The following is a 20,930-nucleotide window of genomic DNA, read 5'->3' on the forward strand; positions in this document are numbered from 1 at the left end:
GGGATAACTTTCCTCCGATAACTCACTAGTTAGTGTATTATGTGATCACTTCTATTTGTTAAGTATACGGGAAAATAAAAAATTATCGTCGGAACAGACGTTCACTTAGGGAATTCTAATAAAATACGTGGTTATAAAAGTCCCCTTTGTTTTTAGTTTGGCATTTGAACAGCTTAAGCTAGATGCGTCATTTGAAATGTTGAATTGACTTAAAACTTATGCAATTCTTCAAAGTATTGTATTTCATTATAAAGTAAAATACGAAGCGAATCGAGAGAATTCATGTAAATTAAGCAGAAAGTAAAATATTTTGCGACATTTAAGAACACTTAGAGAAGCTGATGCCATGCAGATTTTTATACGTTGTACTTCATATTTGAGTTACTTGATTCTAAAATACTTGAACTGTTAAAATAGGTGGCAAGACTATAGAAAGGCGGGGAGTGTAGTGGCTAGGGGAACGAATAAAGCGAGTAAGAATGAAGTTTGGCAAAAGATTTTTGATAGATCCGGGGATAGGATATTTGATTCAATAGATAGTAAAGGATACTTTGATATCACAGCTCCAGAACTAAAGCAGGCCAGTAATGAGGTGGATGGGCCGGATGTCCGTAATCTGGCAAAGTTTGATAAGTCGTACAGCTTGCCAGATGCGTTCAAGACAGGTACCGGTACAATAAAGGATTACATCAATATAATGCCGTTAGGATATATAGATAAGGTGTATACATATCGTTTGGGAAGGTTTAACGCTTATGCACCATTGGAAATCGAGGAGAATGAATCACCTAAAATGCTTGAGTTCCCCAAGGTACAAACGATTTCTCCAAAAACAATTCCTTCAGAGAATGCATATATTGATGCTGCTTTTTCTAGTGGAATGTTAGATCAGGCACTTGGCAGTGGCAAAGATCATTTTCTACCTGTACTTCACGGGCGGATGGGCTCGGGCACTATGAATTTTAACATCGGAGTTGATAATCCGCAGAGTTTGCAAATTAATGGTGCTCAAATTGAGATTGATGCGACCTTTGAGGATAGTCAGTCAGTCGTTGTTATTGAGGCTAAGGCTGTGCCGGAAGCCGACTTTCTTGTGAGACAACTTTACTATCCGTTTTATGTTATTAGAAATCGAGGTGTAACAAAACCAATTCGTCCAACATTTCTCTTGCTACTTGGTGGAAATTATTATTTTAATGAATATACCTTCGATGATCCCAATAATTATTCAACAATTAGAATGGTAAGTCAAAAAGCATTTCGCTTTTTTGATAATTTAACGATTACTTTGGACAGGATTGTTGGTATATATAGGCGTAGTAGAATTGTTTCGGAACCGGCTATACTTCCACAAGCTAACTCGTACCTTAGATTTGTAAAGACACTGGCTCTTCTAAACGAAGCGGGCAATGAAGGAAATTCGGAGACTGGATTGAATAAGCGAGATATTGCAAGCGTATTCGGTTATGCTGAACGTCAGGGAGATTACTATGGAAATTTAGTTTTGTACTTGGGCTTATGCTCAAAGGAAAAAGAACAGTTTATCATTAATGATCGTGGAAGAAAGTTATTAGTAAAATTGGATGGTAATGAAGGAAAATTAGCATTGATTGAACTATTACTTCAACATCAGCCGTTTCGAATTGTATTTAAGTATTTGTTGGATAATCCAATGAAGCGTACTTCGGCTCTTTCGTCAGATGATAAATGTATGCTGGCGTCTGAAATAACTCCTTACTTAACGAAAAACTATGGCAAATCAACGATTCTTCGAAGAATTGAAAGTACTGCTGCCTTGGTTAGATCAGCCATTTTCGAGTCTATTGATGAGCCACGATGAGCTTTCATGCTAAACTAAACAAAGAGAGCAAAGAGAACGCAAACCAAATACTTGGAGGCGTTTCAAATGAATCTAAACACCATCAAAACCATCACCAACCTCGGGGCCGGAACCATGGGGCACGCCACGGCGTTGCAATTTGCACTGAAGGGTTATCCGGTGCGGTTGCTGGATACCAGTGACGACGCGTTGCAACAGGGGATGACCGCCATCAAACATGACCTGGCGACCTTTCGCGAGGCCGGCTTGTTGCACGAGGCGGATGCCGCCATTCTCGAGCGGATTACGCCGACGACCGACTACGCGGCCGCGCTGGTTGATAGTGATTTTGTGATTGAGTCAATTATTGAGGACTTGGATGTGAAGAAACAAGTTTGGCAACGGGTCGAATCGCTAGTCAGCGACGAGACCATTTTGGCAACCAACACCTCGGGCCTCAGTCCGACCGCGATTCAATCCGTTTTGCGCAAACCTGACCGGTTCGTCGTGGCCCATTTCTGGAATCCGGCGCAGCTGATGCCGCTGGTGGAAGTGGTGCCCGGCAAGCAGACAGCGCCCGCCACGGTGACGTTGACCGTAGCCTTGATGAATCACATTGGCAAGCACGCGGTTGGTCTCAAACAAGAGTCGCTGGGCTTCGTCGGCAACCGGATTCAACTGGCCGTCTTGCGCGAAGCCCTGCACATCGTGGATGAGGGCATCGCCACACCGGCAGCCGTCGACGACATTATCAAATACAGTCTAGGCCGGCGGTGGAGCCTGGTTGGCCCGATTGCCAGTGCCGACCTCGGGGGCCTTGACGTGTTCGACAACATCAGCAAGTACCTCTATGCCGACCTGGGGGCCACGCAAGGGGAAGATCCCGCGCTGGCGAAGAAGGTGGCGAACCACGAGCTGGGTCTCAAGACCGGTCGTGGCTTTTACGACTGGAACGGTGACGATGGCGCGAAAATCGTTGCGCAGCGAGACCGTGACTTGCTCAATTTGCTAAAACAAGATCAACAGTAACCATGAAAAAGCCGCGGAAGTTTTCCCCGGCTTTTTTGCTATTCAGTTTTTTCCTGTTCTTTTACGTTAATCAGACGCGTAAATTCCTGTTTGCCCAGCAGGTGGTGCAATGCCACGTCTTGGGGCTGATGTTCGCGTCGACCCAACCAGTAGAACAGCAGGCCCAAGCCCAGCCACACGGCGAGCATGATGTACTCCGTCGGCCAGGCCAGCGCAACCGGTGACTTGGGATACAGGGTCGCTACCGCAATCAAAATTGCCAGCAGACCGCCCAAGAGACTGGGCCACAGGTGTTTCAGCCGAAAGCCACCGTTCAGTGTTGGGTAGGTCCGCCGAATGCGCCACAGGGCCGCAGCCGTGATGGCCCAGGCCATGGCCACGAAGAAGCCGCCGAGGTCCAGGAAGTAGGTCATGGCGCCTTTCCCCAGCCAACCGAAGCCGACCGCAAAGACCAATACCAGGACCGTCGCGTTGACCGGTGTATTGTGTTTTTCATTGATTTTGGCAAATTGGGGTGGCAATAGTCCCGCCCGTGCCAGGGATAAGATCAGCCGTGGTGCCGCCGTGAACAGGCCGATGAAGCTGGTCAACAGGCCCAAAAAGGCAATCAGATAGGCTGCCGTGCCCAGCAACGGGAAGCCCGCCGCGGTGAAGGCCGTGATGGAGCCCATGCTGAAGGTGGCCGTCTTTTCCCACGGGTAGACCCAGGCGCTGGCCAGGAGGACCACGATGTAGTAGCTTGCCGCCAGCAAAATGGCGCCGACCACTGCCTTACCGATCTTCCGCGGGGGCATCGCGGCTTCTTCCGCCAGAATCGTGACGACCTCCCAACCAGTCAGAAAGGTCATGGCAGGCAGGACGAAGCGGACCACGTTGGCCCACGGCGTACTATCCGCGGCGAAGGCCGGCCAGAAGTTGTGGACGCTTCCTTGCGAAAAGCCGGTGATAATCAGCAGGCCACCCAAGATGACCAGTCCGATAAACAACACGGCTTGTACGCCCGCCGTCAGCTTGGTGCCGCGAACGTTAAGCGCAAAAATGAAGAGTGTGAAGGCCACGCCAATCGCCAGTTCCATCAAGGAAACGTGGGCCCCGGCAATCGTGTAGCCCGGCCCCGTCGAAATCTGGGGCACCAGGGTCGCCAGCAACATGCTAGAGGCCGTGACGTAAAAGGACAGCGCGCTCAAATAGGCGCCCAAGATCGCCCAGCCGGTCGCAAAGCCCCAACGTTTCCCAAACGCCAGGTAGCTGTAAACCACGGGTCCACCACTACGCGGAAAGATGGACGACAGTTCCGCAAAAGACAGTGAGGCCAACACCGTGATGAGCGTGGCCAGCATGAAGCCGAAGATTTCGCCCCCGGCGCCGTACTTGTCAAAGAAAATCCCGTTGGTGTAGATCCAGCTACTGCCAATCACGCTGGACGCACCTAAGATCAAGAGGCGGGGAAACGAAATGTGCCGGGACAGGTTCTGCATAATAATCGCTCGCTTTCGTTGATTAGTAAAATAATGAAGGGCGGCATCACTTGTGAAATAGCTGAATTTATTCTACCTGATGGTAACGCTTACAACAACTAAAACGGCTCGCACAGTTCACAAACTGAAAAAATTGTCTCGTTGGAAAAATATTTGACCAATCTTTACGTAGTTGTTCTGTAAAGGGGGCAACAACCATGACAATACGCAAGCGCTTGGCCCGGTTGGGCAACGACCAGCGCCACCGATTTCAGGGGACATTCGAACGCTATGGCTTAAAGGCGGGGTATCGCGGCCAGGAGGCGACCATTTTATTGCGCGAGGTCCGGCTCCTCGGTAATCAGCAGCTGATGACGGATCACCTGTGGTTTAACTTGACCAAGGGGTTTCAGAAATTGGGCCAGCTAAAGGCCGGAGACGTGATTCAATTCGATGGCCGGGTCAACAGCTATCTCAAGGGCTATCAGGGCAATTTATTTGCGGCCACGGAGATCGACTACCAGGTCAGTTGGCCGACCAAGATCACCCGCATTTCCGGCGGTAAGCGACCGCCATTACCGGATTGGTGGGAGCTGGTTGACTTCATTCAGGATCGTAATCAGGCGTAGAAAATTGGCAAAAGAATTGCACCAGCGGCGGATTTCCACTACAGTAGAGCCAATAACAACGGTTTGAAATGGAGGAATTTAACATGCCAACGCCCTTACGATTCGATGATACTCAAGGACAAGACCACACGGCCCAGGTCGACGGGCAACCGGTCACTTACCGGGCGTTTATGGACCTGACCTACGTGACGATGCCCGTGGACCCAATTCAGCGGCTCAACGTTTTCGTGCCCACGCCATACTTTAATGGTGGGACAGTCAACGGGTACCAACGTGTGACGGCGCCTATCTTCATGCCTAATACCGTGGGCGGCTACTTGCCGGGGCCCCAAGACTTCCCAGGTAATCCGGCCGTTTACAGTCGTGGCGATACCATCTTACGGGCCCTGCAACGTGGCTACGTGGTGGTCGCGGCGGGCTTACGCGGACGCACCCAGACGGATGGTCAGGGGCAAAATACCGGCAAGGCGCCGGCCTTTATCGTGGATATGAAGGCGGCCGTGCGCTACGTGAAGTTCAACGCCGGGCGCCTGCCGGGGAATCCTGAACGTATCATTACCAATGGGACCAGTGCTGGTGGGGCCACGTCCGCGTTGATGGGGGCCAGCGGCAATGCTGACTTTTTCGAAAGCCGCCTGCAAGACCTGGGGGCGGCCCCGGCCACCGACGACATTTTTGCCGTGTCGGCTTATTGCCCGATCCACAACCTGGAACACGCCGATGCGGCGTACGAATGGGAATTTGGCGGGATCGACCAGTGGCACCGTCAACGGATTCGTGTTGAGGATAACCGCCAAATTTGCACGCCCATTCACGGCCATCTCAGTGAGCAGGAACGGGCGCTGTCACCGCAACTTAAGGCGGCGTTCATCCCGTATGTCAACGGTCTCGAATTAAAGGACCGCGCAGGGAACCCCTTGTCGCTGGATCACACGGGCGAAGGGAGTTTTAAAACGCAAATTCTGCGCTACCTCAAGGATTCGGCGCAGACGGCCTTGGATGCGGGCCAAGACGTGACTAAGTATGCCGGCGTGATCGTCAGTGGCCATACCGTGACCCGTATCGACTGGCCCCAGTATTTGCGCGCGATTACCCGGATGAAGTCCGTCCCCGCCTTCGATGCGCTGGATTTACGCAATCCGGAAAATGACCTGTTCGGCAATCGCCTGACAGCGGCACGGCACTTTACGCCGTTCGCGCAGGCTCATAGCGCGGTCCCGGCCACATTGGCCGATGCCGATTTGGTGGCAGCGATTAATCCATTAACGTACTTATTGAAAAAGCAAAGCCACGTGGCCCCACACTGGCGGATTCGCCACGGGGCGGCCGACCGCGATACATCCTTTGCCATCCCCGTCATCTTGGCAACTAAATTGGCCAATCGCGGCTACGACGTGGACTTCGCCCTACCTTGGGCAACGCCACACAGCGGGGATTACGACCTGCCAGACCTCTTCGATTGGATCGACGGGTTGTGCCAAACTGCGGGGTAGCGAAACCGGATGCCTGCGTTTTGGTTACCCGGCTTGGCCGCCTACCGTTCGCCAAATATGGGACTGGAACGCGGTGGGCGGACCGGTCTTGCCCTCGCTTTGAGCCGAAAATCGCGTCTCAAAGACGCCAGTTCCCTAAGCGGCCAAAGTCACCGCTAAGGGAACTCCCACGGCTGAGCCCATATTTGGCGAACTCTCGGCTACGGTGGTGGTGATGACCGACACGGAGTTGGGCTCGCGGTAGCGACTAATGTTGCCGTTGAACCTAGGCCAACGTTGTGTCACTAAGCAGTTTCCCACGGCTGATGCCGGCCTGCGGTTAGGTTAAATCGCTGGTCATCCCACATTCAATCTGTAGGTAGAAATATCCCCCCGCAAGTCGTTAGTCACGTCACATAACTTAGCCCCAGCGTTTTGGTTTACTTTTCCGGGCAATCTCCCTATCATGAAGGGAACACGAAGGGGTGACGAAGATGCAGAGACTGTATGGTTGTGTGCCCTTACTCAATGTGGTTGGAAGCCTGATGTTTCTCTTGATCATCTCGCTACAGCCGGCGACTTACACGAGCTTAGGCGTCGAATTCGACTGGCGGCAAGGCAACCTGCTGCTCACGGCGGTCTTGATTGGATTGGCCTTAGCGACGGCGTTTGCCCAGCGGCGGCGGACCAAGCGCTGGGGGCTCGGTGTCAACGTGATCATCATTGTGGTTATGACAGTGGCCCTGTGGCGTGCCCAGGTGCCTGACGTCATCAGCGACTACCTGTGGTTGTGGGCCTTGCTCATGATTTTTAACCTCGGCTTGATTGGCTGGGGCTGGCTGAAATTACGACCACAACAAAATAAGCGTGGGTCGAAAGGCGATTAGCCGGCGAGCGTGAAGACGGATAACCGAATAATCCAGGTCTGAGATTGTTTGGTTATCAGTTTTAAGCGGAACCGGCTGCCCTTTGGCGCACGTTTTAGCTATGTAAAGGGGATACGAAAGAGCCTGGAAAAATTTTCCCAGGCTCTATTTTTAGTACTATTTTAATGGCAAGCTAAATCAAAATCCCGTTACAGTGGTCGACCTCGTGTTGGATGATCTGGGCCACGAAACCGGTGAAGGTCTGATGTTGTGGCTGAAAAGCGGCGTTTAAAAAGTCCACGTCGATCGTCTTGAAGCGCTGCGTTGGCCGTTCGCCACTCAGCGACAGGCACCCTTCGCTGGTCTGGTAGGGACCGGCGTGTTTGGTGATGACTGGGTTGAGCATGGCGATGGGCAACAGGCCCAAGTCAACGACGATGATGCGCCGATTGATGCCGATCATGTTGGCGGCCATGCCCACACAGTTTTCGCTATTGGCCTTCAGGGTATCGAGCAGATCGGTCACGGTCGCCGCATCCGCCACCGTGGCGGGGGTTGAGGGTTGGGCCAGGCGGGTCTGGTCGTGGATCACAGGTTTGATCATGAATAGGTTCCTCCCAAATGAGTCGTTTACTTAGTATAGCACGTTGACTGACCGCGCTGAACCAAAAGCCGCTGTAGGCGCTGCGCCGTGCGATAACTGCGCGTACTGGTCTGGTGGTAAAACGGGGTGCCGGTCAATCGGCCGTAGCCGGAATGGCGGAAGTCTGGCGCGGTGACGGTCCAAAAGATCAGGTGTGGCGTGATGGCCACGCGGTCGTTGGCGGTCAGCTGGTGCGTCAACCAGGTATCCTGGTCAAGCGCATAGGTCGTCAGCTTAAACAGTAACATGTGCTGACCCGGGGCGGCGTCCGTCCACCAGTCCGGTGCCTGGGCCAGCTCGTGCAAGAAGTCCGGACCGGCCATGAGGCCAAATGGCTGATCAAAGTCGACGTGTGTAGCCAGCAGATTTGCCACGCGGTCCGTGTCTGCGGTCAGCGGGGTGTCACTGGTGAACACGCCGTTGCCGGTATTGCCCACGGTCTGTACCCGAGCGAAGCCGGCCGCCTGTAGCCAGTCGTGCAAGTCCGCCATGGGGATCCGGTGGGTTGTGCCGGTATTGATGGCCCGCAAGATCAACAAGTTGTCCATGGGTCAGTCCTCCTGAGTCAGCGCCGACACGAAACGCTGCGTGGCGGCAGCAACCGTGCCACGGGGATAGACCAGCTGTAGGTGGCTGATCAGCGGTTGGGCAAAGGGCCGCGTCACAAAGGCGTCCGACAGAAAGGGGGCGGCGGATTTGGCGAACAGATAGGTCACCCGCGTGGTGCCGGTGATCATGGCCAGCAGCGTTTCGATGTGTGGCGTGGTGAAGCGAATGTTGGGGGTGATGCCAGCTTGCTGGTAGCGTTCGCCCATCTTTTCGTACACGCCGGAGCCCGGATTGAGGCTGACGACTTCAAAGTCGGCCAGGTCGGCCATGGTCAGCTGAGACTTGGCGGCGAGGGGATGATCGGCGGCCAAAACGACCTTGAGGGTATCGTCGGCGAGGGTCACGGTGGCAAATTGTGAGGGGTTGAGCTGTTGGCTTTGGACGTCGCGCAAGATTCCTAAGTCGAGTTCCTGATTTTGTAATTTGTGCAGGAGAGCCACTCCCTCCAGCTCCTCGAGGCGAATGTTGAGGTGCGGATAGGTCGCCATGAAACGACTCATCTTCGTGGCCAGACCGTATTGAGCCATGACGGGCACCGTGCCGACGTGGATGGTCCCACGCTTAAGGTCGCGGTATGCCGCCAGTTCACTAGTCATGAGCTCGTATTGCGTCGTCATTGTCTGCGCGTAACGGAAAAAGACCTCGCCGCTTTCGGTGATGCTCAGCTGGCGCTTGTTTCGCGTGGAAATCAGGGTACTGTTCAACTCGGTCTGAAGTGATTTCAGGCGTTTGGACAGCGCCGATTGGGTCAGGTGCAGGGCAACGGCAGCGTCTGAAATATTGCGGATTTGATAAACAGTGATGAAGTTGTAAAGGTCGGCAATGGTCATGGGTAGGTCCTTTCTCAAATTGGCTGTTATTCCTGTTAAGCATAACAGTAGTCGAAATCTGAATTGTTTGCAACCGTTTTACAGGCTAAGATAGACGGTGTAGATGACAAGGAGGTCAGCACATGACAAATGAACCGTATGATTTACGCAAAGTTTTAGCAGAGTTACAAACGCATCCCGGGCAGTACCACGCCACCGACGTGCCCGTGGATCCCAATGCCGAACTGTCCGGCGTGTACCGCTATATCGGTGCCGGCGGGACGGTCCAACGGCCGACCCAAGAAGGACCGGCGATGATGTTTAATCAGGTCAAGGGATTTGCTGGTACCCGGGTGTTGACGGGATTGATGGCCAGCCGTAAACGTGTCGGGCTGATGTTCCACCACGATGCGCGCACGCTGGGGCAATTCTTAAATGACGCCGTGGAACATCCCGTGCCGCCGGTGATGGTCGATGACGCACCGGCGCACGAGGTCGTGCATCGGGCGACCGACCCGGATTTTGATATTCGCAAGTTAGTGGCGGCGCCGACCAATACGCCAGAAGACGCCGGCCCGTACATCACGGTGGGCGTGGTGCTGGGGTCGAACAAGGCCAAGACTATGAGTGACGTGACGATTCACCGGATGGTCTTAGAAGACAAGGACAAACTGGGTATCTACATTATGCCGGGCGGCCGCCATATTGGCGCGTTTGCCCAAGAATATGAGGATGCCAATGAACCGATGCCGGTGACCATCAACATCGGGTTAGACCCGGCCATTACCATCGGTTGTACCTTTGAGCCGCCGACCACGCCGCTGGGCTACAACGAACTGGGCGTCGCCGGGGCCATTCGCCAAGAGGCGGTCGGCTTAACACCCGCACTGACGGTCGATGAAAATGCGATTGCCCGTTCTGAATTTACGCTGGAAGGCGTCATCTTGCCCCACGAGCGGATTCAAGAAGACATCAACACCCACACGGGCAAGGCGATGCCGGAATTTCCAGGCTATGATGGTGATGCCAACCCAGCACTGCAGGTGATCAAGGTCACGGCCGTTACCCATCGGGAGCATCCTATCATGCAAAGTGTCATCGGTCCTTCCGAAGAACACGTCAGCATGGCCGGTATTCCTACCGAAGCCAGCATTTTAGAGCTGACCAACCGCGCCATTCCCGGCAAGGTGTTGAACGTGTACAATCCGCCGGCTGGTGGTGGTAAGCTGATGACCATCATGCAGATCCACAAGGCAGATGCGGCCGACGAGGGGATTCAGCGGCAAGCGGCGCTCCTGGCATTTTCGGCCTTTAAGGAGCTAAAGACGGTCATTTTGGTCGATGAGGATGTCGATATCTTTGATATGAACGACGTGATGTGGACTGTGAATACGCGCTTCCAAGCAGATCAGGACTTGCTGGTCTTACCCGGGATGCGCAACCACCCGCTCGATCCTTCCGAACGGCCGGCCTATGACCCTAAGTCGATTCGGACCCGGGGAATGTCGTCCAAATTGGTCATCGACGGCACCGTGCCGTTTGATATGAAGGACCAATTCGTACGCGCCAAGTTCTTGGACGTGCCGGATTGGCAGAAGTATTTAAAGTAAAGGACTGATCGGAAATGAAGAAGATTGTAATTGGCGTGACCGGTGCTTCCGGAACGATTTACGCGCTCGACCTGTTGAAAAAATTGCAGGCGATGCCCGACGTGGAGACCCATTTGGTCATGAGTGCCTGGGCCAAACAAAATTTGGCGTTGGAAACGGACGCCACGTTGGCCGACATCAAGAGCCTAGCCGACGTCGTTTATAGTGACCGCGACCAGGGCGCTGCGATTGCCAGCGGGTCGTTTCTAAGCGACGGCATGATCGTCGTGCCCGCCAGCATGAAGACCGTTGCCAGTATCGCCTATGGCTTTGGTGAAAATCTGATTGCCCGCGCGGCCGACGTGACCATCAAGGAACAGCGCAAATTGGTGATTGTTCCCCGCGAGACGCCGCTGAGCGTGATCCATTTGGAGAATCTGACCAAGCTGGCTAAGTTGGGTGCCCAGATCATTCCACCGATCCCCGCCTTTTACAATCAGCCGCAGACCATTCAAGACCTGGTCGACCACCAGACCATGAAGGTGTTGGATGCCTTTGGGATTGCTGTGCCCCAGGCCAAGCGTTGGGAGGGAGATTAACCGTGCCTAAATTTCACGTGACGCAAGAAAATTACACGATCACCGCGGAGCTGACCGTGATTGGCCAGGATCTCCTCATCGTGGTGACCGGTGGCAGTAACCCCCACATCGGTGACGTGACTACGTTGACCCGCACCACGCCGCTGCACACGGTGAAGTTTCCCAGCCATGATGGCCGCTTTCACAAGGATAATTTTGTTGGCGAGCGAATCGCCAGGGTGGTGCAACCGGTGTTGCCGGGCAGCTGCACCATCACTGCCGGCATTCACGTCAACCAGATCACCAAGGCCCAAATTGCGGCGTCGGCACCGATGGGAGAAGCGTTGGGCCACCAAATCGTGGACTGGTTGGCGACACATCCGGTGAACGCCCCCGCGCCGGAATACTACAGCGATTCGGAGCAGCCCCAGTGAGATTAGTGGTCAATCTGTAACACACCTGCCCGCCGACCAAGCGTATAATTGGGAGTAACAAATGGGCTGGACCCGTTTGCCATCGGGGAGGATTCAGATATGAAAAAATTGTTAATGGAGCTGGCCGTGCTGGCCACTGCGGCTACGGTCGGTGGCGGTCACCTACTGACACCCACCACGGCGCAAGCCAAGGCCAAAACGACCTTAAAGGCGCTGCCGAAACGCTACCGCCACACCTGGTATCACTACGCCAACGGGAAATTATCCACGCTGAAATTTAGCGCGAAAGCAATTTCCGGGCGGACCTACTACGCCGGCGAGCACCACGCCGTCAACTATCTGGCGCACATTCACGCGCACAAGCTGACGACCACCAAGTTCCGGCGCCACTTCACCTGGAGCACGGCCACCACGGTGCGGGCTCATCGCAGTCAGTGGCTCAACGTCCGGGGCTGGAATCAGGTCATGGGCGACGGGGACTTTTACCGGGTCATGACCAAGACGGTCGGTGGCAAACGCGTACCAGTCCTAAGCCAGGCCGGGGGTGCCGGCGTCTGGACGGCGGCTCACTATTACACCAGCAAACACGTGGCCAAGCAGCGGGGCACCAAGCATTTTAGCGGCGAGGTCTATTACAAATAAGCATTGCGGTATAATTTTGTTGCACTGGCTGATAGGGCAGTTGGCGGACGGTAGGTGACCAGCTCAAGTTGTGTTGCGGAAAAGAATTAGTTTCAGCATAATGTATCAGTGAACGCCATGCCAGCTGGGATGGCGTTTCGCTGGATTAAGGGGGAATTTTAACGTGCGAGTGAACGTTTTACAACAGACGCCGGACGAGGGCCCGGGTGCCATTCAGAGCTGGGCCAACGCCAATCGGCATGAACTTTACGTTTACCACCCGGCTGAATTCGGCCAGCTGCCGACCGCCACGCAAACGGACCTGTTGGTGGTCTTGGGCGGACCGATGAGCCCCAACGATGACTTGCCGTGGATCAAGGCGGAACGGCAGCTGATTCAACAGCTCCTGGACGCCCACAAGCCCATCTTCGGCGTCTGCTTTGGCGCGCAACAAATCGTCAAGCAACTGGGTGGGGCCGTTCATGCGGCGCCAGCCAAGGAAGTGGGGTGGGCCCCGGTCACCCGGCAGAGTACCGTGATTCCAGGTGTTCCGCCAACCGTGACCGTCCTGCACTGGCACGAAGAGATGTTTGACCTGCCGCAAGGCGCGCAGTTGCTGTTCTCCAGCGCGCACCTGCGCAATCAAGGTTTCCTGTTGGGCGATAACGTGCTGGGTCTGCAGTTTCACCTGGAGCCCTTAGCAAATAACGTCCGAGAAATGGTGGTCAACGACGGTGATTACGCGGCGGGCTCCGTCTTGAACCAGACGCCGCAACAGATCTTGGATTATCCGGAATCGGTTGAAACGGAGTCGCTGACTTTTCGGCTATTGAATTTTATTACCAAACGGCATGCGACGGCGGGAAACGGCGTACTGAGCTAATTTGCAAACGCAATTGATCTTCATAAATAGACTAGCGGCAACCCTTTCAAGTGGGTTGCCGCTTTTGTAAACAAAAGAAAAAGGTAAAAATGAGCTTGCATTCACATCCCAATGTGCTATATTAATGGTGCAGTGATTGAGCACTCACTCAACTTTATTAGTTAGGGGATGATCTCATGCGGCAAAAGACTTATCGCACCTTTCATGATGATCTGGTAACTAGTCGCCATCAAGATTGGCAACTGCCGGCTGACTACGATTGGCGGTTGCCTGGACGAGCTTGGCAGCGGCGGTGGTTTCGGCGACTGGCCAAGGGTATCAGCCGGTTATACGTTCACACGCATGCCATTACGATCAAGAACGGGTGGCGGCTGACCACCGCTGGTCCCTGTGTGGTTTATGGCAATCATACCCAACCGACCGGCGACGTGTTATTGCCGTTGTATCTGGGGGCAACCCAGCGCTTTAATGTGTTAGCTAGTCCAGCAAATCTAGGGATTCCGGTGATTGGGCCGTTGACAGTATTCGGTGGGGCCGTGCCTACGCCGCAAACGCTGACCCAGATGCGGGCGTTTCGTCACGCGGTTCATCAGAAGTTGGCAGCGGGGGAATGGTTGATGGTGTATCCCGAGGAACATGTTTGGCCTTACTATCCCGGCATCCGACCGTTTAATTCGGGGGCTTTTCATTTCCCAATCGGCGAGCGGGTACCCGCTTACACCATCACTGTGACCTATCGTCGTCGCTGGTTACGCCACCCGCGGCAGGTCGTGTACGTTGACGGTCCGTTTCGACCTGATCCGCGGTTGTCACCGAAACAGCAACAGCGACAACTAGCGCAGATGGTCACGGCTTGCATGGCCAAACGAACCGCCACGACCAACGTCAGTTATGTACATTATGAGGAGGTGTCGCGATGAACATTTTATACTGTGGGGATGCCCGGATGAAACAGGGGCTGTTAATTTCCATTTTGTCACTGCTGAAACGAGTGCCGGAACCGCTTAACATCACCATTTTGACGGCGCACATGCACAGCGATACCCGTCAGTTTTTACCACTGACTGCCACTACGGCCGAAGGGCTGAATCGGTTGGTCAAACGTACGAATCCAGCTAATTGTGTTACCCGTGTCGATGTGACGGCATTGGTGCGTCAAACGCCACCTACCGCCAATCGCAATACGATCTTTACTCCGTGTTGTGTGTTGCGGTTGTACGCAGATCAGGTGCCGAGCTTGCCGGATCGCCTATTGTACCTGGATACAGACGTGATTTGTCGGCAAGATCCGCGCGCAATGTACTACCAAGACTTGAGCGGCATTGAATTTGCGGGTGTGCTGGATCATTATGGGCGGTGGTTTTTCCATCGCCACTGGCCGCGTGGGGATTACGTCAACTCGGGCGTCTTGTTGTTGAACTTGGCAGAGATTCGACGAACGGGGCTATTTGCCCGGAGTCGGCAGTTGTGCCAAGTCCAAGAAATGTTCATGCCGGATCAGTCAGCGTTACATCAACTGGTCACGCGTCAGCGGTTATTGCCGCGTCGCTACAATGAACAGCGACGCCTGCACGCCGAGACCATTTTTCAGCACTTCACCACCAGCTTCCGGTTCTTCCCCTGGGTCCACACGTTGACGGTCAAGCCGTGGGAGGTCACCGCCATGCATGATCGACTGAAGCTACATGAGTACGATGATATTTTAACCGACTATCAAAAAATAATTACTAACTTGTAAAAGGAGTCCTTCCCAATGACAACGACCACAATTCCTGTTTTCTTTTCCATCAATGATGCCTATGCCCCTTACCTTTCCGTTGCGATGACGTCGATCATTGCCCACGCCGACCCGACCAACCACTATGAGTTGATCATTCTGTGCGATGATCTGTCTACCGCTAATCAAACAAAACTGGGGCAACAGGCGACAGCCAACGTGACAATCCAATTTGTGCCCATGCAAGATAGCTTAAAGGCGCAACTGGGCGGTGAACACATGAAACTACGGGGTGACACCTTTACCCTAACGATTTATTTCCGGTTATTTATCGCCGCCATGTTCCCGCAGTATGACCGAGGCATCTATTTAGACGCTGATGTGGTTACGACCACGGATCTGGCCGACTTGTTTGACCAGCCGCTTGGGGATAATTTAGTAGGGGCCGTGGCGGATACATTTGCCGCAGACAATGCTCAAAGTGTGGCCTATGTGACCCAGCATTTAAAGCTGCCGATTGCGGATTACTTCAACTCGGGCGTGATGTTACTGAATCTAAAGCAAATGCGCGCAGAACATTTTAACGAAAAATTCGTCCATTGTCTGACCGACTACCGGGTTGATTTTATTGCGCCTGACCAGGATTACCTGAATCTCTTGTGTCGCAACCGGGTCTTGAAAATCGACCGTGCCTGGAACGTCATGCCGACGAGCCAGACCCGCGTCAGTGTGCCTAAGTTGGTGCACTACAGCCTATTTGGCAAACCCTGGTACTATGCCGACGCCCAAAACGGAGATTACTTCTGGGACATTGCCCCACAATCCCCGTACTATGCCGAAATCAAGGCGATTCAGCGGGCCTACACGGACGCTGATCGGGCTCAAGACCGTGTCACTGAACAAGGATTGTTGGGCCAATTAGAAACATTTGCCAGCCAGAATCGCAGCCAACTAGACCAAATGGAAAGGGAGTTGAGCTAAATGATAATCGGTGGGATGAAACAACAAGTGGTGGCTAACATTGAGCGCGACGCCGCGGCGGGCCAATTTAACGCCAAAGTGGAGGTGGCCGATCCCACCTTGACCAAAGATCAGCAACAAGACCTCTTGCGTCAGTACTTGGCTCGGCGTGACACACTGACGTATCGCATGAATAATCACGTATCCCGGCGTGTCGCCAATCTGGCCACGCGATACTTCAATCGACGCACGAAAATCCACGGTCTGGAAAACCTGCAAGGGGTAACCGGGGGCGCTATTGTCACCAGCAATCATTTCAATCCCTTGGACAACACGGTTGTGCGCAAGACGATGCGGGCTGCCGGGCGAAAGCGGTTATTCATCGTCAGTCGCGATACCAATCTAGAAATGGGAGGACTGATCGGGTACTTGATGACCTATTACGATACGATCCCCATCAGCGATGATAAAGAATATGCTGGACGCGTGTTCCCGCAATTGGTCGAACAGGTGCTAGCCAAGCGGCAATTTCTGTTGATCTATCCGGAACAAGAGATGTGGTTCAACTATCGTAAGCCCCGGCCAGTCAAGCGCGGCGCCTACTACTACGCGGCTAAGTTCGGCGTGCCGGTCGTTTCGTGTTTCGTGGAGATTCGCGACCTGCCATTGGTGGACAACGCCGAATTCGACCAAACACGTTATGTGATGCACGTACTGCCGACCATTTATCCAGACCCGCACTTGTCGGTTCGTGAGAATAGCCGGCTCATGATGGCGACAGACTATCAACAAAAGAAGGCCGCTTATGAAGCTGCGTATGGCAAGCCTCTGACCTATCAAGCAGAACCCGATGACATCGCTGGCTGGCGGGGAAAGCGGACGTGGCTAGCCGCTAGTCAATCAAAAACGGTATAATGAGTTAAATAACACCGTTGGACGGTTAGCAGAAGATGGAGCGACAGTCATGAAAAAGAGTGAACAACAGCGACAAAATATTATCGACGTGGGGCGACGATTATTTGCCCAGCAGGGGTACGCCGGAACGTCGACGCGACAAATCAAGGAGCAAGCAGGCATCGCAGAGGGCCTATTGTATTATTACTTTCCTAAGGGGAAGCGCCAACTGTTGGATGCCATCGTGCACGAAGGCGTCGATCAGCGGATGCGTGTGGCCAATGCACTGCTGGATGATTGGGACAATACACATATCGAAGAACACATGATGGCTTTGTTCGATGGCATAACCCAAGTCGTTCAGGACGAAGTGGGTTACCAATCATTGTTAATTACGGTGCGGGAGCGGCAGTTGTTGTCAGATGAGCAATCTGCTTGGCTAATTCAGGCCTTTGATGGTGTGCAGACGCGACTCACGACGGCACTGCAGAATCTTGAGACGAATCGTCGTCCAGCGGACCTCGCAACGTTGGCTCAGACCTTGATGTCGCTTTCTGTCAAGGCACTGTTCGAGGAGTTGTTGTTGCGCAATCACCGGTATCTGTCAGCTGCCACGCGCGACCAGGTGGCCCAGCAGGTTCATCTGGTACTGCAAGTGCTGTAGCTTAAAAAAGTCCCTCAATTTTACAAACGAAATTCACTGGTCATTTGTGACCGCTTTTTCGTGAGTTTAAGGAATTCTTAGCATTTCACACAAAGCAAAAAATGCATCGGTAGCGTCTAGAAACGCTGCGGATGCATTTTGGTTTACCCAAAACTAAAGGGTGAAAGATAAGAATTGGCTAGAAGTATTGTTACTGGGCGACTCATGGCATTGGGATTAGTTGTTGACCGCTTCATGTTAGGACCTGGCCGCCGCAGGCACCTAGTTTCACCAATTTCAGGTGTCAGAACCCCGCCATTCTGGCAATTAACGCTTTAATTTCAGGTTCAAACCTCAGTTAAGGACTTATACATTGCGGTAGCAGTGCGGGCCACGTGGAAAACTTCAGGATTGTGAAAAAAACGAAAAAGGGTTGCCCCCCGTGGCTAAGGGGGTCGCGCGTCGTCAAGCACCCAATTTTAAAAGAGTGGTCCAAGCAGCTGGCCTCATTTCCTGGTATAATTTCTACCGGTACCGACAAGAAATCCGTAAAATCGCAAAAAAACGCTATTGGTAGTACAAAAAAGGACTATCTTAACAAGATATTGTGGGTTTGTCGCGGCTAAAAATGATAAGATGGAACCCTGGAAAACGGTTTCAGAAAGGCGGTGAACGGGGCAATGCGTGTGGGTATCTTTGACGAATTAACTTTTTTCAGTCGGTTACACCCCTTGGTGGCGGCCATTTATTTCGTTGAACTCTTCACATTATTGCTGATTTTCAACCACCTGGTGCTCACGTTGGCGTTGTTTGTGGGGCTGTGCGGCCTGTGCGGCTGGTATTTTGATTGCCAAAAGGTCTGGCGTACCCTCAAAGGGGTCGGGTCGCTGATGGCGATGATCTGGCTATTCAACGTCATCTTGAATCAGACCGGGCGCCCGTTGTGGGTCGGTCACCTGGGCAGCTTCACGGTGCGCATCACGCAAACCGCGGTGCTCTACGGGGTGACGATGGCCTTGTCGCTGGGGGGCATGATTCTTGCTTTTGTCTTGTTCAATGGCGTGATCACCACGCCCAAACTCAGCTACTTGCTGTTTCCGGTGGTGCCGCGCTTGGCAATGCTACTAACGATTTCGCTGCGCATGGTCAACCTGTTTACGCAGAAATTTCGGCGGCTGGTCATGCTGCAAAAGACCCGCGGCATCGTGGTGAGCGAAGGCGCCTGGCGCGGGCGGCTGCAAAAGACCGGCCAACTGCTGCGCATCCTGCTGATCGACTCCGTGTCTGCGGCCATGGAAACGGCGGTGTTGATGGAAGCGCGCGGCTTTGGCGCCAAGAAACGCAGTCATTACCAGACCTTCCGTTGGCAGGCAATGGACGCCGTCTTTGGCGTGGTCAGTCTGATCGTCTTTGCAATCATCGTGGGTCTGCGCCTGCACGGTTGGGGCTGGACCGGCGACATCACGCAGTTTGGCGTGTTGGGCTCAGGCGATTGGTGGGCCGGCTTAATCATGATTGGCTTTATTAATTTACCATTGATGGGTGAGGTGGGATACCGACTATGCGAGAACTAATCAAAAGTACACACCTGACCTTCACGTATGCGGGTCAGACCGTGCCCACGTTGACCGACATTTCCCTGGACATTCATCCGGGTGACTTTGTCACGGTGGTCGGCGCGACTGGGAGCGGCAAGACCACGCTGCTCAAACAATTGAAGACTGAACTCAAACCGGCGGGCATTCAGCAGGGCCAGGTGACCTACCAGGGGACGCCAGTAGCGGATTTGACCGGCGACGTGAGTGCACAACAGCTGGGCTACGTGGCCCAGGATCCTCAGGTGCAGCCCATCATGGCGACCGTGATCGAGGAGCTGGCGTTTCCCTTGGAAAATCTCGGGTACGCGACGGCCGCGATGAATGGTCGAATCGCCGAGGTGGCTAACTTCTTGGGCTTGAATTCACTCTTACATACGCCCGTGCAAGACTTGTCGGGGGGACAACTCCAGCTGGTCAACCTGGCCTCAGTGCTGGCATTGAAGCCGCAGGTCATTTTGCTAGATGAACCGACCGCGCAACTGGACCCGACCACGGCGCAAAATTTCCTCAATATTTTACAGCAGGTGCATGACGAACTGGCCATCACCATCATCTTGACGGAGCACCGATTGAGTCGGGTACTGGCGTTGGCTAACCGGCTGGTGTTGTTGGAACACGGCCGCTTGGCCTACGACGGCCCCGTGTCGGCGGGGTTGGTCCGCATGCACGCGGAGCCGACGTTGCGACCGTTCGTGCCGCCGGTGCCCGCGTTTTTCCTGGCGCATCACTTGCCAGTGGCCGAATTGCCACTGACGGTGACGACTGGGCGCCAGGTCATCGCCCAACAGGCCTGGCGGTTTGCGGCGGTGCCGTCACCGCAGCCCCAACCCAGCCCGCCGTCCAGCGACTTCAGTCTGACGGCCAAGGGCGTGTCCTTGCGTTATCCGACGACCGGCGACATCTTGCATCAGGTCGATTTGGACGTCACGCCGGGTAGTTGGCTGGCGATCATTGGTAAAAATGGCTCGGGCAAGTCCACGTTGCTGAGTGTCTTGGCGGGCCTGCGCAAGCCCCAACATGGTAAGGTCAAGCTCGACCAGCAGGTGGTTTGGAAGATGAAAAATCACGACCGTCTGCAGCGGCTGAGCTTCCTGTCGCAGAACCCGACGGAGCAATTTAGCGGCGAGACCGTCACCGAGGAATTGACAGCCCAGGCCAAATTGGTGGGAGTCGACGCAACGGAGCGGGTGCCGCAACTGCTCACGGACCTGCAATTGACCGCAGTGGCCGACCACAACACGTTTGACCTCAGCGGGGGGCAGCAACAGCTGGTCGGCTTGGCCTTGGCGTTGATCACCCAGCCGCAAGTCTTGTTGCTAGATGAGCCGACCAAGGGATTGGATCCGGCGACCAAGCAGCTGGTTGGGCGGTTCTTGCAACGCTTCCACGAAGATGGGCTGACGATCATCATGGCCAGTCACGACATGGATTTCTGCGCGGCATTTGCGGACACGTGTACGTTTATGTTTGACGGCCGGCTCAATCAGCCGCAACCGACGCGGCAATTCTTTACGGACAATTTCTTGTCCACGACGGCGATCAACCGGTTGTTGCGCCAGCAGGTGCCGACCGCCTTGTTCAGCCGCGACGTCACGCAAGTCGCCATGAAAGGAGGTGAGAAGGATCGAACAGCGTAGTTGGTGGAAAAATAGTTGGACCCTAGTCGTGCCGGTGGGCTTG

General features: G+C 53.9%; 21 protein-coding genes. 17 read left to right on the forward strand and 4 right to left on the reverse strand.

The window, feature by feature from the left end:
- Positions 1 to 448: 448 nt before the first annotated feature.
- Positions 449 to 1,840 carry a type II restriction enzyme gene (locus tag LKH74_RS04530; protein ID WP_287788391.1) on the forward strand — a complete coding sequence of 464 codons (1,392 nt, stop codon included), beginning with the start codon at positions 449 to 451 and terminating at the stop codon, positions 1,838 to 1,840.
- Between the two features lie 66 nt (positions 1,841 to 1,906).
- Positions 1,907 to 2,848, forward strand: coding sequence for a 3-hydroxyacyl-CoA dehydrogenase family protein (locus LKH74_RS04535; RefSeq protein WP_287788393.1), 942 nt, complete (start codon positions 1,907 to 1,909; stop codon positions 2,846 to 2,848).
- A gap of 38 nt (positions 2,849 to 2,886) precedes the next feature.
- Here the strand turns inward: LKH74_RS04535 and LKH74_RS04540 are convergent, their stop codons facing one another.
- Entirely contained in the window at positions 2,887 to 4,326 is a 1,440-nt protein-coding gene (locus tag LKH74_RS04540; RefSeq protein WP_287788395.1) for an APC family permease, read from the reverse strand.
- Positions 4,327 to 4,523: 197 nt separating this feature from the next.
- On the opposite strand from LKH74_RS04540, the gene LKH74_RS04545 reads away from it, so the two are divergent.
- From LKH74_RS04545 to LKH74_RS04555, 3 genes are all read left to right on the forward strand, one after another.
- The gene (locus LKH74_RS04545) at positions 4,524 to 4,934 is read left to right on the forward strand and encodes a hypothetical protein (RefSeq protein ID WP_287788396.1); all 411 of its coding nucleotides are present in this window, start codon (positions 4,524 to 4,526) and stop codon (positions 4,932 to 4,934) included.
- Positions 4,935 to 5,017: 83 nt separating this feature from the next.
- Positions 5,018 to 6,427 carry a subtype B tannase gene (locus tag LKH74_RS04550; RefSeq protein ID WP_287788398.1) on the forward strand — a complete coding sequence of 470 codons (1,410 nt, stop codon included), beginning with the start codon at positions 5,018 to 5,020 and terminating at the stop codon, positions 6,425 to 6,427.
- A 473-nt stretch (positions 6,428 to 6,900) separates the two neighbouring features.
- Positions 6,901 to 7,293, forward strand: coding sequence for a hypothetical protein (locus LKH74_RS04555; RefSeq protein ID WP_287788399.1), 393 nt, complete (start codon positions 6,901 to 6,903; stop codon positions 7,291 to 7,293).
- A 172-nt stretch (positions 7,294 to 7,465) separates the two neighbouring features.
- Here the strand turns inward: LKH74_RS04555 and LKH74_RS04560 are convergent, their stop codons facing one another.
- The 3 genes from LKH74_RS04560 to LKH74_RS04570 are packed head-to-tail and all read right to left on the reverse strand — an operon-like array spanning position 7,466 to position 9,354.
- Entirely contained in the window at positions 7,466 to 7,876 is a 411-nt protein-coding gene (locus LKH74_RS04560; RefSeq protein ID WP_287788401.1) for a peptide deformylase, read from the reverse strand.
- Positions 7,877 to 7,902: 26 nt separating this feature from the next.
- A complete protein-coding gene (locus LKH74_RS04565; RefSeq protein WP_287788403.1) occupies positions 7,903 to 8,463 on the reverse strand; it encodes a DUF1697 domain-containing protein in 561 nt (186 codons plus the stop codon).
- 3 nt (positions 8,464 to 8,466) lie between these two features.
- Complete coding sequence (locus LKH74_RS04570) at positions 8,467 to 9,354, reverse strand: LysR family transcriptional regulator (RefSeq protein ID WP_287788405.1); 888 nt, start codon at positions 9,352 to 9,354, stop codon at positions 8,467 to 8,469.
- 122 nt (positions 9,355 to 9,476) lie between these two features.
- On the opposite strand from LKH74_RS04570, the gene LKH74_RS04575 reads away from it, so the two are divergent.
- The 12 genes from LKH74_RS04575 (at position 9,477) to LKH74_RS04630 (ending at position 20,887) form a co-directional block, all read left to right on the forward strand.
- Complete coding sequence (locus LKH74_RS04575; RefSeq protein WP_287788406.1) at positions 9,477 to 10,943, forward strand: UbiD family decarboxylase; 1,467 nt, start codon at positions 9,477 to 9,479, stop codon at positions 10,941 to 10,943.
- A gap of 14 nt (positions 10,944 to 10,957) precedes the next feature.
- Complete coding sequence (locus tag LKH74_RS04580) at positions 10,958 to 11,521, forward strand: UbiX family flavin prenyltransferase (RefSeq protein ID WP_287788408.1); 564 nt, start codon at positions 10,958 to 10,960, stop codon at positions 11,519 to 11,521.
- Positions 11,522 to 11,523: 2 nt separating this feature from the next.
- The gene (locus LKH74_RS04585) at positions 11,524 to 11,934 is read left to right on the forward strand and encodes an amino acid decarboxylase (RefSeq protein WP_287788410.1); all 411 of its coding nucleotides are present in this window, start codon (positions 11,524 to 11,526) and stop codon (positions 11,932 to 11,934) included.
- 99 nt (positions 11,935 to 12,033) lie between these two features.
- Positions 12,034 to 12,576, forward strand: a complete 543-nt coding sequence (locus LKH74_RS04590) for a hypothetical protein (protein WP_287788412.1) — start codon at positions 12,034 to 12,036, stop codon at positions 12,574 to 12,576.
- Positions 12,577 to 12,739: 163 nt separating this feature from the next.
- Entirely contained in the window at positions 12,740 to 13,438 is a 699-nt protein-coding gene (locus LKH74_RS04595) for a type 1 glutamine amidotransferase (RefSeq protein WP_287788413.1), read from the forward strand.
- A 176-nt stretch (positions 13,439 to 13,614) separates the two neighbouring features.
- Complete coding sequence (locus tag LKH74_RS04600) at positions 13,615 to 14,358, forward strand: lysophospholipid acyltransferase family protein (RefSeq protein WP_287788414.1); 744 nt, start codon at positions 13,615 to 13,617, stop codon at positions 14,356 to 14,358.
- Entirely contained in the window at positions 14,355 to 15,176 is an 822-nt protein-coding gene (locus tag LKH74_RS04605; protein ID WP_287788416.1) for a glycosyltransferase, read from the forward strand. Before LKH74_RS04600 ends, LKH74_RS04605 begins: the two co-directional genes overlap by 4 nt.
- Positions 15,177 to 15,191: 15 nt before the next feature.
- Positions 15,192 to 16,136, forward strand: coding sequence for a glycosyltransferase family 8 protein (locus LKH74_RS04610; protein WP_287788417.1), 945 nt, complete (start codon positions 15,192 to 15,194; stop codon positions 16,134 to 16,136).
- Positions 16,137 to 17,030, forward strand: a complete 894-nt coding sequence (locus tag LKH74_RS04615) for a lysophospholipid acyltransferase family protein (protein ID WP_287788419.1) — start codon at positions 16,137 to 16,139, stop codon at positions 17,028 to 17,030.
- 49 nt (positions 17,031 to 17,079) lie between these two features.
- The gene (locus LKH74_RS04620) at positions 17,080 to 17,673 is read left to right on the forward strand and encodes a TetR/AcrR family transcriptional regulator (RefSeq protein WP_287788420.1); all 594 of its coding nucleotides are present in this window, start codon (positions 17,080 to 17,082) and stop codon (positions 17,671 to 17,673) included.
- 659 nt (positions 17,674 to 18,332) lie between these two features.
- The gene (locus tag LKH74_RS04625; protein WP_287788421.1) at positions 18,333 to 19,226 is read left to right on the forward strand and encodes an energy-coupling factor transporter transmembrane component T; all 894 of its coding nucleotides are present in this window, start codon (positions 18,333 to 18,335) and stop codon (positions 19,224 to 19,226) included.
- Positions 19,214 to 20,887: an ABC transporter ATP-binding protein gene (locus LKH74_RS04630; RefSeq protein WP_287788423.1), complete on the forward strand. Its 1,674-nt coding sequence runs from the start codon at positions 19,214 to 19,216 to the stop codon at positions 20,885 to 20,887. The genes LKH74_RS04625 and LKH74_RS04630 overlap by 13 nt, the downstream gene beginning before the upstream one ends.
- Positions 20,888 to 20,930 lie beyond the last annotated feature (43 nt).

It is taken from the genome of Levilactobacillus sp. (assembly GCF_022646225.1).
GTDB lineage: Bacteria > Bacillota > Bacilli > Lactobacillales > Lactobacillaceae > Levilactobacillus > Levilactobacillus suantsaiihabitans.

Coding starts and splice junctions, on each gene's coding strand:
- LKH74_RS04535 (WP_287788393.1), top strand. CDS start 1,907: ATGAATCTAAACACCATCAAAACCATCACCAACCTCGGGGCCGGAACC.
- LKH74_RS04540 (WP_287788395.1), bottom strand. CDS start 4,326: ATGCAGAACCTGTCCCGGCACATTTCGTTTCCCCGCCTCTTGATCTTA.
- LKH74_RS04545 (WP_287788396.1), top strand. CDS start 4,524: ATGACAATACGCAAGCGCTTGGCCCGGTTGGGCAACGACCAGCGCCAC.
- LKH74_RS04550 (WP_287788398.1), top strand. CDS start 5,018: ATGCCAACGCCCTTACGATTCGATGATACTCAAGGACAAGACCACACG.
- LKH74_RS04555 (WP_287788399.1), top strand. CDS start 6,901: ATGCAGAGACTGTATGGTTGTGTGCCCTTACTCAATGTGGTTGGAAGC.
- LKH74_RS04560 (WP_287788401.1), bottom strand. CDS start 7,876: ATGATCAAACCTGTGATCCACGACCAGACCCGCCTGGCCCAACCCTCA.
- LKH74_RS04565 (WP_287788403.1), bottom strand. CDS start 8,463: ATGGACAACTTGTTGATCTTGCGGGCCATCAATACCGGCACAACCCAC.
- LKH74_RS04570 (WP_287788405.1), bottom strand. CDS start 9,354: ATGACCATTGCCGACCTTTACAACTTCATCACTGTTTATCAAATCCGC.
- LKH74_RS04575 (WP_287788406.1), top strand. CDS start 9,477: ATGACAAATGAACCGTATGATTTACGCAAAGTTTTAGCAGAGTTACAA.
- LKH74_RS04580 (WP_287788408.1), top strand. CDS start 10,958: ATGAAGAAGATTGTAATTGGCGTGACCGGTGCTTCCGGAACGATTTAC.
- LKH74_RS04590 (WP_287788412.1), top strand. CDS start 12,034: ATGAAAAAATTGTTAATGGAGCTGGCCGTGCTGGCCACTGCGGCTACG.
- LKH74_RS04600 (WP_287788414.1), top strand. CDS start 13,615: ATGCGGCAAAAGACTTATCGCACCTTTCATGATGATCTGGTAACTAGT.
- LKH74_RS04605 (WP_287788416.1), top strand. CDS start 14,355: ATGAACATTTTATACTGTGGGGATGCCCGGATGAAACAGGGGCTGTTA.
- LKH74_RS04610 (WP_287788417.1), top strand. CDS start 15,192: ATGACAACGACCACAATTCCTGTTTTCTTTTCCATCAATGATGCCTAT.
- LKH74_RS04615 (WP_287788419.1), top strand. CDS start 16,137: ATGATAATCGGTGGGATGAAACAACAAGTGGTGGCTAACATTGAGCGC.
- LKH74_RS04620 (WP_287788420.1), top strand. CDS start 17,080: ATGAAAAAGAGTGAACAACAGCGACAAAATATTATCGACGTGGGGCGA.
- LKH74_RS04625 (WP_287788421.1), top strand. CDS start 18,333: ATGCGTGTGGGTATCTTTGACGAATTAACTTTTTTCAGTCGGTTACAC.
- LKH74_RS04630 (WP_287788423.1), top strand. CDS start 19,214: ATGCGAGAACTAATCAAAAGTACACACCTGACCTTCACGTATGCGGGT.